The organism is Rhizobium sp. 01T417 (genome assembly GCF_056398905.1).
Genome location: NZ_JBFTQH010000003.1, coordinates 332,731 through 345,694, shown reverse-complemented (window position 1 = coordinate 345,694; position 12,964 = coordinate 332,731). Strand labels below are relative to the sequence as shown.

Here is a 12,964-nt window from a genome sequence, read left to right as displayed (position 1 = left end):
CCGTCTTCGAGTTCAGGCCGTAGCGGGCGGCAAGGGACCGGGTACTTTCTTGCGACGCTTGGAGTTCGGCTCGAAGACGCGGCGTCGTGCGGGCGCTGCCGTGAAGAATACTTCCCATAATGCATCCTCTTCCTGACGACTCAGGTTCAMTGATGCACCATCACACTCAGGGACTACACACCTAGAGCCTTTCAGGCTTAATACAGGCCGTAAGGGAAGTAGCGCAGGTAGACTTCCTGCAGGCGGCCACTGCGCGACAGCGCTGCCAGCGCGTGATCGAGCGCTGCCGTAAGGACATCGTCCCTCTGACGGAGCATGATCGTCATGCCTTCGCCGAGAAACTGCTCGGAGAGATAAGGCCCGTCGAACAGCGCGCAGCATTTCGCCGAGGCCTCCGACGAAACCCAGAAGGAGAGCTGGAGGGAATCCGCGAAGACGGCCTCCAGCTTGCCATCCTTGAGTGCTGCAAGAAGGGCGTCCTTGCTGTCGAAGGGTACGGCCTTCACCTTCGGGAAATAGGCCGCCAGCATGGCTTCGTGCGCCGTCGCCTTGACGACGCCGACCGGATGATCGGCCAGAGCGCTGGCATTCTCGCCCTTGATGGAAGCCTTTAAGTTTCGAACGAAGCGGGCGGGCAGCATGAGATAGGGGCGCGAAAAGGCGAACTGTCGCCGCAGCTCCTCGCTGACGGCGACGCCGGCAATCACGGCATCGCCCTGCGAGGCCGCGAGCGCGGCATTCAGGTCAGCGAACGGCAGCGCCTGGATCTGGCATTTGCTGGCAATCTCCAGCTCGTTACAGATCTCGCGGGCGAGATCGACGTTGAAACCGGAAAGCTTGCCATTCTGATCGGTAAAATTGAACGGTGGAAAGTCGATCGTCGTCAGGAAACGAAGGCGGACGAGCGACGAAAGATCCGGTTTGGCAAGGCGCTCCCTGGAATCGAAAAGCAGCGGCAAGCCTGGCATCGCCTCCTGCGCCGACAACGAGAGCGGGCAGAAAAACACAATCAAAGACAGCCAAAAGCTGCATAGCCCCTTAAGATTCAGGGATGCCAGTTTAAATTGCATCATTATGATCGGCCTCGGGGAAAGCATGCACTGCCATTCTGGAAACGGTGTATCAGAGTCATGCGTGTCGGGGAATATGCGTCGGGCGGGATCGAAGACCGCACGCTCTTGGATGATGGTTCAATACGCCACGGCGCGCCGCCTGCGCGCGGTAAACGATTCCTACCAGCAGGAAGCAGAGGTTCTGCTGCAACTCGGCATCGGCAGGCCGACAATCGCCCGCCCGATGCAGGTCGCACGCCGCGAGCATCGAACAGGAACTCATTGCAAGCGGCTCCATCGATGCCGACAGCTATTACGCATCCCTGGCGCTCGGGCTCCGGCTTCCCTTCCTTTCGGCAATCGACAGCTCCCTCGTCAACGATGACAAGGCACTCGACAGCCAGCTTCTGCAGGCTCGCTGCGTCCGGCTGAACTACATCGGCAAAGGCATGCTGGCGATCGTGCCGGAAGCCCGAAACCTGGTGATGCGCGGGCCAGCGCGCCTCCCGCGCGAGATGGGCGTGGGAGGCTTTCTGGTGTTCCAGTTGCTGATCGGAGGAATGCTGTTTTCCTCTCTCACCCATCCCTGGCTGATCATGCTCCTTGTCACCACCGCCGACTACCTAGCGCTCGGCTTTCCGCCCGCCGGCAGCAGCGAAGGCGCGCTCTTGCTCCTCGATCTTGCCAATATGGCGGCAAGCTACGACCTCTTTCTGCTGCTCGGCAGGGTCGCGATGCTGCGTGAGGAAAAACGCAGCATCGGCTGGCGCTGGATCTATGTCCCGCTCTATTGGCTGATGATCTCGGTGGCGGCATGGCGCGCCCTTCTCGAGCTGGCGAGAAAGCCCTTCTTCTGGGACAAGACGCCTCATGTCCCTGTCAGCACCAGTGAGAAGTTGCGCCGCGCTTAGCATGACTCGTCCCTAGGCGGCGGGACCCGAAATTTTTTCCGGGGACAGATGCCAAGCGTTAGGGCCACATTAAGCAATGTCCCATTCTATTCGCCAGGACGACGCCGGCTCACGGGCCGAATGCATGATGCGCATGTCGAGCCTTCCGGGCATCCCACCATGCCGTATCCCGCGACATAAAATGCTTCAATAGTCGGCCCGCCCGCGGTCGGGTCAAGCGACTGGACATAGCCATGCTGAAGAACTTGAAAATCCGGACGAAGATCATTTCTGTCGTCGCGCTTCTCGGGGCGATCGCGCTCGGGGGCCTCGTTTATGTCATCACCGAATTCCGCGGTGCCGATGCCACCTACAGCGCCTTCATCGATAACGAGGCACTGGCAGCCATGCAGGCATCCCGCGCCAGCGCCTCGGCAACCGCTGCCGTGCTGCAGGTCACGCTTATCGCCGGCCTCAAGCCGGAGACGCCGGCTTTCAATACGGCGCTCACGACGCCAAGCAAGATGCCTCAAGCGCGCGAACGCCTGGAACAGGCGGCGGCCTTGGTACCTAGCCGCAAGCCGGCGATTGACGACATCCTCGTCGGCATCGCCGAGATGGAAGCGCTTTCCAGCAAGGTCATCGACCTCGCCAAGGCAAAGGACAGTGCCGGCGCGCAGCTTGCAGCAAGCATGCTCAATGCGAAGCTGAACACGGTCACTCCGAAAATGATCGCCAACAATGATGCGCTGATGGCATTGCTGAACGATGGCGGCGACGCGCTCTCCATTAGCGTCAACCAGCGCATCACTCTCAGTTTCGTACTGATCGGGCTCGCTGTCATGGGCGCGATCGGCCTTTCTGTGTGGGTCGCGCAATCGGGGATCACCACGCCCATGGTTCGTCTGCGTGACCGGATGGCTCAGCTTGCCGAGGGAGATACGCACGGCGCCATCGACGGCCTCGACCGTCGTGACGAGGTTGGCCAGATGGCCGGCGCCGTTGCCGTCTTCCGCGACAATGCCGTCGATCGTATCCGGCTTGAGGGCGAGGCCGAAAAGAGCCGCAATCTCAGCGACAGCGAACGCCGAGAACGTGAAGCTCAGCGCGCAACCGAGGCTGCCGATCTCTCGCGCGCGGTCAGCGCGCTTGGCGACGGCTTACGCCGGCTGGCCGCAGGCGACCTCGCATCTCGGATCGATACGGCGTTTGTCGGCGACCTCGATAGTCTGCGGCAGGATTTCAACAACTCGATCCTGCGCTTGAACGACACTATGCAGACGGTCGGCGCCAACGCCCGCGCCATCACTGCCGGCGCAACCGAGATCCGCGCCTCGGCGGACGAGCTTTCGAAGCGCACCGAGCAGCAGGCAGCGTCCGTCGAGGAGACGGCAGCGGCCCTCGAGGAGATCACCACCACCGTGAAGGATGCCGCCAAGCGTGCCGAGGAAGCACGTGGGCTCGTGGCACGCACGCGCGCCGGTGCAGAAAAGTCCGGCGAAGTGGTCAGCAAGGCCGTCAACGCCATGCAGCAGATCGCGCAATCCTCCGCGGAGATCGGCAACATCATCGGCGTCATCGACGACATCGCCTTCCAGACCAATCTTCTGGCCCTCAACGCCGGCGTCGAGGCCGCGCGCGCCGGTGAAGCCGGCAAGGGCTTTGCCGTCGTTGCCCAGGAGGTGCGTGAACTTGCACAGCGCTCGGCCAATGCCGCCAGGGAGATCAAGTCGCTGATCACCACATCGGGCGACCATGTGCAGACGGGCGTGTCGCTTGTCGGCGAAACCGGCAAGGCGCTTGATGCGATCGTTCACGAGGTTCAGGAGATCAACCAGCACGTCGACGCGATCGCCGAGGCCGCCCGCGAGCAATCGACCGGCCTGCAGGAGATCAACACGGCGGTGAACTCGATGGACCAGGGAACGCAGAAGAATGCGGCCATGGTCGAGGAAAGCACGGCGGCGAGCCACAAGCTCGCGACGGAAGCGGCGACACTCAACAACCTGCTCGACCAGTTCAAGCTGACCGGCACTGGCAGTTTCAGCGCTAACATTGCCGCGGCAGTGCCGCTGCAGGGCACTCACATCCATTCGGCGCCACGGCCGGCCGCGCCGCCGGTCGCAGCCAGAAAGGCACCCGTCCGCATCGCCACTCCGGGTGTCACCCGCCCCTCTAGCTCGCCGGCTCGGGCGCTTGGGCAGAAACTTGCAAGCGCATTTGGTGCAAGCAGCGCCTCTTCGAGCCCACGCGACGACGCCGATTGGACGGAATTCTGATCCCAGCAAAACGGTACAAAAGCAAAGGGCGGCTCAATGCCGCCCTTTTCGATTATAGACTTTCGACTTCAAACAGCGAGCCATGGCCCGGCTGCCGCACAAGACGGAAGCTAAAAAGGGTGCTCAGGCAAACCCGAGCGGAATTTGCTCGACCTTGCGGCCGCGACCATAATCGCGCTCATAGGAAGCACGATCGTCATCGCGCGCAGACGCAAGAACCACTTCCGGCGCATAGTAGCCGTCAGCGTAAGTGCCGGTATCGCCATTCTCCCGGATCTCGCGCTTCGCCGTGAAAATCTTCAAAAGCATTCTGCAACTCCTCCTGATCATGCCGACAACGACCAAGGGGTCGCCTGCGTTCCCGTGATATCGGAGAATAGTTAAAAATTAACCATGTTTATTAGAGGATTGTCAACTATTTCAATTTCCTTCGAGGCTACCTCTTAAGGGCGTTCTTTCCTCGTGGAGTAAGACAGCGAACGACGGCGGCCCACGTGGGCACCACGCTCAGACCACAGTGCGGATGAAATCCGCTCAGTCCCAGCAAAACCATCTGAACTTGGAGCGGGTGAAGGGAATCGAACCCTCGTATTCAGCTTGGGAAGCTGCTGCTCTACCATTGAGCTACACCCGCGTTGGAGCGAGATTTCCAATAGATGGGTGCCGCTGTCAAGCGGGCATTGGCGTTGTCAGATGCGGAAGTGCTTCGAGAGTTTCAGGCCCTGGGCCTGATAGTTGGAGCCGAGGCCGGAGCCGTAGAGGCTCTCGGGGTGCTCCTGCATATGCTCATAGACGAGGCGACCGACGATCTGGCCGTCCTCGAGGATGAAGGGAACCTCGTGGCTGCGGACCTCGAGCACGGCGCGGCTGCCGCGGCCGCCGGCGGGGACGTGGCCGAAGCCGGGGTCGAAGAAGCCTGCATAATGCACGCGAAATTCGCCAACCAACGGATCGAAGGGGGTCATCTCCGCCGCGTAGTGCGGTGGCACATGGATGGCTTCGCGCGAGACGAGAATATAAAACTCGTCCGGATCCAGGATCAGTTCGTCGCGACCGCGGCTATAGAGAGGTTCCCAGAAGTCATAGATGTCGTGCTGCGCCTTCTTGTCGACATCGACGACTGCAGTGTGGTGCTTACCGCGGTAGCCGATCAGTCCATCCTTGTCGCCGGCCAAATCAATCGACAGGGCAATGCCGCCGCCGGAGACGTTCGGCAGCTTGCTGGCGACCAGCGTTTCGGCATCGTGGAGCGCGAGCAATTCCGGCTCCCCAAGTATCGAATGGCCGACCCGGAAGCGGATCTGCGACAGGCGCGAGCCTCGACGCACGACGATCGGGAAAGTACGCGGACTGATTTCGAGATAGAGCGGGCCGGAATAGCCAGCCGGAATTTTGTCGAACTCCTGCGCGTAGTCGGTGATGACGCGGGTGAAGATATCGAGACGTCCGGTCGAGCTTTTGGGATTGGCCGAGGCCGACATGTCGGCCGACAGGTCGAGGCGCTCCATCAAGGGAACGATATAGACACAGCCGGTCTCCAGCACGGCGCCTTCGCTGAGGTCGACGACGTGGAGGCTGAGGCGATCGAGCTTATCGGACACCAAATGGGAAGGACCCGGCATGAAGCTCGCGCGAACGCGGAATGCCTTCGCGCCAAGCCTGAGGTCAAGGCTTGCCGGTTGGATCTGGTCGTGGTCCAAATCGCGCTCGCTGGTGAGACGCCCCGCCTCAAAGAGCGCGGCTATCGCGCGATCCGCCAAAATTCCTGTTTCGCGAGCCATCATGCCCCATCCATATTCGCGGGAGACAAAACCAAACTCAAGGAATTGACGCAAGCATAGAACGGCAGTATTGCACTTTTATCCCGTGGTGATTTGGCCGGTCGGCTTGCAGCCACGTTAAACAAGTGGCTAAAAGGACCGGGTGCAAAACCGGTCTGCTTTCGCGGCCGGTTTTTTTGTTGTTTGAAAGTGGTGATTCATGAGCAAGACTTGGCGCCCCGCAACCCAACTCGTTCACGACGGTTCTTTGCGCTCGCAATATGGCGAGACCTCGGAAGCCATCTACCTCACGCAGGGCTTCGTCTATGAGAGCGCGGAAGCGGCCGAAGCGCGCTTCAAGGGCGAAACGGAAGGCTATATCTACGCTCGCTACGGCAGCCCGACAAACGACATGTTCGAGAAGCGCATGTGCGCACTGGAAGGCGCAGAGGAAGCCCGCGCCACGGCCTCCGGCATGGCAGCCGTCACCGCCGCAATCCTCTGCCAGGTGAAGGCCGGCGACCACATCGTTGCCGCCCGCGCCCTCTTCGGCTCCTGCCGCTGGGTCGTCGAGACGCTCGCCCCGAAATACGGTATCGAATGCACGCTGGTCGACGGTCGCCATCTGGAAAACTGGGAAAAGGCGATCCGCCCGAACACCAAGGTGTTCTTCCTGGAAAGCCCGACCAATCCGACACTCGAGGTGATAGACATTGCCGGCGTCGCCAAGCTCGCCAACCAGATCGGCGCCAAGGTCGTGGTCGACAACGTCTTCGCCACGCCGATCTTCCAGAAGCCGCTCGAGCTCGGCGCCCATATCGTCGTCTATTCGGCCACCAAGCACATCGACGGCCAGGGCCGCAGCCTCGGTGGCGTCATCCTCTCCGACCGGGAATGGGTCAACGAGAACCTTCAGGACTACTACCGCCACACCGGCCCGGCCATGTCGCCGTTCACGGCATGGACGCTGCTGAAGGGACTCGAGACGCTGCCGCTGCGCGTCAAGCAGCAGACCGAAAACGCATCGAAGATCGCCGACTTCCTGGCCGATCAACCGAAGGTCGCCAAGGTCATCTATCCCGGCCGCAACGATCATCCGCAGGCCGACATCGTCGCCAAGCAGATGAAGGGTGGCTCGACACTGGTCGCCATCGAACTCAAGGGCGGCAAGGAAGCAGCTTTCGCGCTCCAAAACGCCTTGCAGGTCGTCAAGATCTCCAACAATCTGGGCGACGCCAAGAGCCTGATCACGCATCCGGCTACGACGACGCACAAGAACCTGACCGACGAAGCACGGGCGGAGCTCGGCATTTCCGGCGGTACCGTTCGTCTTTCCGCCGGCATCGAGGACACGGACGACCTGATCGAGGACTTCGCCCAGGCTCTCGCAAAAGTGAACGCCTGATCAGCCGACATCGGCCGGATCGACGCAAATCCGGCCGACCGCCACATGCTGCTTTGCCCCACCCAAGACAGGTCAAAGTCAGGCTTAAGTGGCGAAACTTCTTGCCTTTACAGGCATTACGGACGTGATCGACTATCGGTTTATTGACGGATCGGCTGTCGTATAAGATACCGGTAACGTATATTGACTATGGTGTAGGCATGTACCGCGCCCTTACACGAGACATTGAAGTCGTCGTCGAACCTTTTTATCTGGAGGAGCAATCCGATCCGGAAGACGATCGCTATGTCTGGGGCTACCGGATCGTCATCAGCAACAATTCCGACAAGTCCGTGCGACTGGTGAACCGCTATTGGAACATCACCGACCAGAACGGCCTCGTCGATGAGGTCACGGGCGCCGGCGTCGTGGGCGAACAGCCGCGGCTCGCGCCCGGCGATACCTATGAATATTCCTCGGGCTGCCCGCTGGATACGCCGTCGGGGCTGATGTTCGGTCACTACCAGATGGAAACGGACGAAGGCGAGCTTTTCAATGTCGAAATACCCGCCTTCTCACTGGATTCGCCAGGGCTGCTGAGAGTCCTGAACTGATCACTCCGCAGGCTCTGCCACCTCTTCCACTTCGAAACGATAGGTCGTCGAGCAGAATTCGCAGGTGACCGAAATTGCGCCGTCTTCCTGACTGGCATCAATTTCCTCCGCCGAGAAGCCCTTCAGCACCCCCTTGATCTTTTCGCGGGAACAGCTGCACCGATCGAAGACCTCGCGCGGTTCGTAGACGCGAACCCCACGCTCGTGGAACAGACGATATAGCAGCCGCTCGGTGCCGACTTGCGGATCCGTCAGTTCGTCGGCGTCGATCGTGTCGACGAGCGAGCGGGCTTCCATCCAGGCATCGTCTTCCTTGTGGGTGCCGCCAGTCCTATCGCCGTCGCCGCCGTGAAGATCCGGCTGGCGCATGCGCTCCGGCGCTTCCGGCAGGAACTGGGCGACAAGACCGCCAGCCCGCCAGCGGTGGCGCGGCTTGCCCGCGTCGTCGCGATCGAAGAGTTCGGCAGCAGCAAGACGCACCCGCGTCGGGATCTGCTCAGACTGGCGGAAATAGGTGCCGGCAATCTCTTCAAGGGTCGCACCGTCGAGCGCAACGATACCCTGGTAGGGTTGGGAAAACTTGCCCTGATCGATCGTAAAGGCCAGCATGCCCTTGCCGAGAAGCTGTTCGGGCTCGATCTGCCCTGCCGCAACGGCCCTGTCGAGGAGGCCCTGGTTGAAGCGTGCGTAGGCACGCACGTTCTCAGGCGTCGAGAAATCGCAAACAAGCAGGTCCACCGGGCCGTCGCCCTTGGTCTGGACCGTGAACTTGCCTTCAAATTTCAGCGACGTGCCGAGCAGCACCGTCAGCACAACGACTTCGGCAAGAAGCCGCGCGACGGGCGCAGGATAGCGATGGCGCTCGAGGATCGCGTCCAGCATCGGCCCGAGCTGGACGGCGCGACCGCGCACATCCAGTCCCTCAACCTGAAACGGAACGACATGATCATCGCCGGCGAAATTGAATTCGCCGAGGGTGGCTGCAGGTTCTGCCATGGTCTTCTCCTAGTCTGAGAGCGGCAGACAAGGGTGTCCATCCGCTCGCACGGCCACCGGGCCTTCCGGCCAAACGTGGCGTCCAGTATGGTTCAGATCGCGCCCAGGCACCAAGCAAGAATCGACTTCTGCGCATGAAGACGGTTTTCCGCTTCATCGAAGACCACGGATTGCGGGCCGTCGATCACCTCGTCCGTAACTTCCTCACCACGATGGGCGGGCAGGCAATGCATGAACAATGCATCCTTGTCGGCCTGCGCCATCAAAGCCGAATTGACCTGATAAGGCTGGAATACGTTGTGACCACGGGCCCGATGTTCCTGATTCATGGAGACCCAGGTATCGGTCACCACACAATCGACGCCGGCGACCGCACGGTCTGCATCATGGTAAAGCATGATTTCGGCGCCCTCATTGCGGGCCCAGTTCAGATAGTGATCCTTTGGCTCGGAACCAAGGGGCACCGCCATATTCATGCGGTAGCCAAAACGCGCGGCTCCTTCGACCAACGAATGCAGCACGTTGTTGCCGTCGCCGGTCCAGGCGATCGTCTTGCCCTTGATCGGGCCGCGGTGCTCTTCGAAGGTCATGACATCAGCCATGATCTGGCAGGGGTGCGTATCATCCGTCAATGCGTTGATGACAGGAACGGTTGCATGCTCGGCGAGCTCCAGCATGCGGGCATGATCAGTCGTGCGGATCATGATCGCGTCGACATAGCGCGACAGCACCTTGGCCGTGTCACCGATCGTCTCGGCGCGGCCAAGCTGCATTTCTGTGCCCGACAGGAACAGCGTCTCGCCCCCGAGCTGGCGCATGCCAACGTCGAAGGACACGCGGGTGCGCGTCGAGGGCTTTTCGAAGATCATCGCCAGCATCTTGCCTGATAGCGGCTTGTCGCCCTGCCCGGCCTTGAAGGCCTGTTTGCGCGAGATTGCGTCATCCATGATGAGCCGTAGGTCGGATGCCGCGACGGCGGAGAGATCGAGGAAGTGTTTGGGGGAAGCCATTATCGTTACCTATCACGCCCGCCTTCCGACAGGCACTATTCATTAAGCCGTCTTCTTGACCTTCGCAGCGCGCACGCTTTCGGCGGCGCGTTCGAGGCGGGCAAGGCCCTCGCGGGCTTCGTCAGCAGTGACGACCAGAGGCGGCAGAAGACGAATGACATTGTCGCCAGCGGGTACGCCGAGCAGATGGGCGTCACGGATCGCCTGCAGCAGTTCGGAGGACGGCACGGCGGCCTTGACGCCGAGCAGCAGCCCCTCGCCCTTGATATCCTCGATGATATCAGGATAGCGATCCTTGAGCGAGGCCAGCCCTTGGCGGAATACCAGCGAGACGTCACGCACCTGCTGCAGGAAGCCCTCCGCGAGGATCACGTCGAGCACGGCACTGCCAACTGCCATGGCGAGCGGATTGCCGCCATAAGTGGAGCCATGCGTGCCGGCCTTCATGCCGGAAGCGGCCTCTGCCGTGGCAAGGCAGGCTCCGAGCGGGAAGCCGCCGCCGATGCCCTTGGCAACCGCCATGATATCGGGGGTAGCGCCTGACCACTCATGCGCAAAGAGCTTGCCCGTGCGGCCCATGCCGGTCTGCACTTCATCGAAAATCAGCAGCAGACCATGCTCGTCGCAGATCGCGCGAAGTGCCTTCAGGAACTCGTTCGTCGCCGGGCGGACGCCGCCTTCCCCCTGAATAGGTTCGATGAGGATCGCGGCCGTTTCATTTGTGATGGCGCTGCGGAGTGCATCGAGATCACCGAACGGCACCTGATCGAAGCCAGGCGCCTTGGGACCGAAGCCTTCGAGGTATTTCTCCTGGCCACCGGCGGCAATCGTCGCCAGCGTACGGCCATGGAAGGCGCCTTCAAAGGTGATAATATGGAACCGCTCGGGATGGCCCTTGGAAAACTGATAGCGGCGCGCGGTCTTGATCGCGCATTCCAAGGCTTCCGCGCCGGAGTTCGTGAAGAACACCTTATCGGCGAAGGTCGCATCGGTCAGCCGCTTTGCCAGTGTTTCCTGACCCGGGATCTCATAGATGTTGGACAGATGCCAGACCTTGTCGGCCTGCTCCTTCAGCGCGCCAACCACATGCGGATGGCTGTGGCCAACGGAGGTGACGGCAACGCCCGCGCCGAAATCAAGATATCGCTCGCCCGTTTCGCTGATCAGCCACACGCCTTCTCCTCGCTCGAACCGCAGCGGGGCACGAGAGTAGGTGTCGTAAAGCGCGGCTTCAGCCATGGCGCGATCTCCTATCAGCAATCATCAGCAGCCGGACTCCGGCTAAGGAAAGCAGGTCCGGAAAATTAAAAATGCCGCCTTTCGGCGGCGAGCAGCACTATTTACTTTTCGCACTGCAATGTCAACAAAACTGAGGTTTCGCTGCATGCGTCAAGCAGCCATCCCGAGGCGCTCGACCTATCAACAACTATGTTGCATAAATGACTCTCACGCCCAGCAAGTTGGGGAAAACTTGAAAATCGATTCCCCGAGATTCAACCGACTCTTGTCACGGAGTCGGCCTCACACTAGGTTAAAACTCAATTACTAGGCTGCATGCGGCGGAACTAGTCACCAAAATTTGAGTAAGCGTTTCTTGCCTCGGATACGTCCGTGGCAACGGTGAAGGATTCTGCCTACACCAACGCTAATAAGGCGGAGACAGGGGCATGAACTGGACAGACGAGCGCGTTGAAAAACTGAAGAAGCTGTGGTCCGAAGGCCTGAGCGCCAGCCAGATCGCAGCACAACTTGGCGGTGTAAGTCGTAACGCCGTCATTGGTAAAGTCCATCGTTTGAGTCTGCCCGGCCGTGCCAAGGCCGGCGGTTCGACGACCACCGTCAGAACCCCCAAGCGCACGACTTCGGCGCCCCGCGCCACGAACTACGCCTCGCGGATCACCACACGCACCGTTACCCGCCAACAGGGCGCGACGATGCTCAAGGAAGAGATCGAAATCGATACGGTGGAGGAAGTCCGCTTCCGTCCGGCCGCAAATGTAATCGTTCCGATTTCTCGCCGCCTTGGCCTCACCGAGCTCACCGAGCGCACCTGCAAGTGGCCGGTCGGCGATCCGCTCAATGACGACTTCCACTTCTGCGGTTGCGAGTCCCCGGACTCTTCCCCGTATTGCACGTATCATCAGCGCATGGCCTACCAGCCGGTCAACGAGCGCCGCAAGGCCGCTAACCGGGTCGCCTGACCCGGAAGCCGGATAAGGAATAAAGAAAACGGGCCCTCGCGGGCCCGTTTTTCGTTGTAAGGGAAAGACCTCTCAGGCTCTCGCCTGAAAGGATCAGGCTTCCATCGAATAGCCGGCACCGCGCACGGTGCGGATGACGTCCTGCATGTTGGAAAAGTTCAAAGCCTTGCGCAGGCGGCCGACATGGACGTCAACAGTACGCTCGTCGACATAGATGTCGTGACCCCAGACGCCATCGAGCAACTGCGAGCGCGAGAAGACGCGGCCGGGCGATGCCATCAAGAACTCGAGAAGGCGGAATTCGGTCGGGCCGAGGCGGACTTCGCGGCTCTTGCGGTGAACGCGGTGCGTCTCGCGATCCAGCTCGATATCGCCGCACTTCAGCAGCGTCGAGAGCACCTCGGGCTTGGCACGACGCAGCATCGCCTTGACGCGAGCGACAAGCTCCGGCGTCGAGAACGGCTTGACGACGTAATCGTCAGCACCGGTCGAGAGGCCGCGAACCCGTTCGCTTTCCTCGCCACGGGCGGTCAGCATGATGATCGGCAGGCGCTCGGTTTCCGGCCGCATGCGCAGGCGGCGGCAGAGCTCGATGCCAGACACGCCCGGCAACATCCAATCGAGGATGAGAAGGTCCGGCGTGCGTTCCTGAAGCCGGATCTCGGCCTCGTCGCCGCGCAGGATGGTATCGACCTCAAAGCCTTCGGCCTCAAGGTTATAGCGGAGAAGCACGCTCAGCGCTTCTTCGTCTTCAACGACAGCTACTTTAGGGATCATT

12 protein-coding genes, 1 tRNA gene and 1 riboswitch are annotated in these 12,964 nt (G+C 60.8%); of the genes, 5 read left to right on the top strand and 8 right to left on the bottom strand.

All coding sequences use genetic code 11. The annotated features are described in order from the left end of the window. Positions 1-197 precede the first annotated feature (197 nt). Positions 198-1,073, bottom strand: coding sequence for a transporter substrate-binding domain-containing protein (locus AC1DPR_RS05530; protein WP_113470611.1), 876 nt, complete (start codon positions 1,071-1,073; stop codon positions 198-200). Between the two features lie 428 nt (positions 1,074-1,501). On the opposite strand from AC1DPR_RS05530, the gene AC1DPR_RS05525 reads away from it, so the two are divergent. Further along, the gene (locus tag AC1DPR_RS05525) at positions 1,502-1,963 is read left to right on the top strand and encodes a hypothetical protein (RefSeq protein ID WP_113470610.1); all 462 of its coding nucleotides are present in this window, start codon (positions 1,502-1,504) and stop codon (positions 1,961-1,963) included. 233 nt (positions 1,964-2,196) lie between these two features. Then, on the top strand, positions 2,197-4,221 hold the full coding sequence (locus AC1DPR_RS05520) for a methyl-accepting chemotaxis protein (protein ID WP_113470609.1): 2,025 nt from the start codon (positions 2,197-2,199) through the stop codon (positions 4,219-4,221). A gap of 123 nt (positions 4,222-4,344) precedes the next feature. Here AC1DPR_RS05520 and AC1DPR_RS05515 read toward each other — a convergent pair whose 3' ends face one another. The 3 genes from AC1DPR_RS05515 to AC1DPR_RS05505 form a co-directional block, all read right to left on the bottom strand. Continuing rightward, the gene (locus AC1DPR_RS05515; protein ID WP_018857618.1) at positions 4,345-4,530 is read right to left on the bottom strand and encodes a hypothetical protein; all 186 of its coding nucleotides are present in this window, start codon (positions 4,528-4,530) and stop codon (positions 4,345-4,347) included. A 251-nt stretch (positions 4,531-4,781) separates the two neighbouring features. Further along, positions 4,782-4,855 (bottom strand) — tRNA-Gly (locus AC1DPR_RS05510). 55 nt (positions 4,856-4,910) lie between these two features. Then, a complete protein-coding gene (locus tag AC1DPR_RS05505; protein WP_162763409.1) occupies positions 4,911-6,005 on the bottom strand; it encodes a 2'-deoxycytidine 5'-triphosphate deaminase in 1,095 nt (364 codons plus the stop codon). A gap of 72 nt (positions 6,006-6,077) precedes the next feature. Then, a riboswitch (SAM riboswitch) is annotated at positions 6,078-6,156 on the top strand. A gap of 45 nt (positions 6,157-6,201) precedes the next feature. Between AC1DPR_RS05505 and AC1DPR_RS05500 the strand changes: the two genes are divergently transcribed. Then, positions 6,202-7,386, top strand: a complete 1,185-nt coding sequence (locus tag AC1DPR_RS05500) for an O-succinylhomoserine sulfhydrylase (protein WP_018857620.1) — start codon at positions 6,202-6,204, stop codon at positions 7,384-7,386. 200 nt (positions 7,387-7,586) lie between these two features. Further along, entirely contained in the window at positions 7,587-7,979 is a 393-nt protein-coding gene (gene apaG, locus AC1DPR_RS05495) for a Co2+/Mg2+ efflux protein ApaG (RefSeq protein WP_018857621.1), read from the top strand. Here the strand turns inward: apaG and AC1DPR_RS05490 are convergent, their stop codons facing one another. The 3 genes from AC1DPR_RS05490 to AC1DPR_RS05480 form a co-directional block, all read right to left on the bottom strand. Further along, positions 7,980-8,975, bottom strand: coding sequence for an Hsp33 family molecular chaperone (locus AC1DPR_RS05490; protein WP_018857622.1), 996 nt, complete (start codon positions 8,973-8,975; stop codon positions 7,980-7,982). It lies immediately after the preceding gene. Between the two features lie 92 nt (positions 8,976-9,067). After that, on the bottom strand, positions 9,068-9,985 hold the full coding sequence (argF, locus tag AC1DPR_RS05485) for an ornithine carbamoyltransferase (RefSeq protein ID WP_025660384.1): 918 nt from the start codon (positions 9,983-9,985) through the stop codon (positions 9,068-9,070). A 42-nt stretch (positions 9,986-10,027) separates the two neighbouring features. Then, on the bottom strand, positions 10,028-11,224 hold the full coding sequence (locus AC1DPR_RS05480; protein WP_018857624.1) for an aspartate aminotransferase family protein: 1,197 nt from the start codon (positions 11,222-11,224) through the stop codon (positions 10,028-10,030). A 428-nt stretch (positions 11,225-11,652) separates the two neighbouring features. Between AC1DPR_RS05480 and AC1DPR_RS05475 the strand changes: the two genes are divergently transcribed. Next, positions 11,653-12,186, top strand: coding sequence for a GcrA family cell cycle regulator (locus AC1DPR_RS05475; RefSeq protein ID WP_018857625.1), 534 nt, complete (start codon positions 11,653-11,655; stop codon positions 12,184-12,186). A gap of 93 nt (positions 12,187-12,279) precedes the next feature. Here AC1DPR_RS05475 and phoB read toward each other — a convergent pair whose 3' ends face one another. Next, on the bottom strand, positions 12,280-12,963 hold the full coding sequence (gene phoB, locus AC1DPR_RS05470) for a phosphate regulon transcriptional regulator PhoB (protein ID WP_007529789.1): 684 nt from the start codon (positions 12,961-12,963) through the stop codon (positions 12,280-12,282). Position 12,964 lies beyond the last annotated feature (1 nt).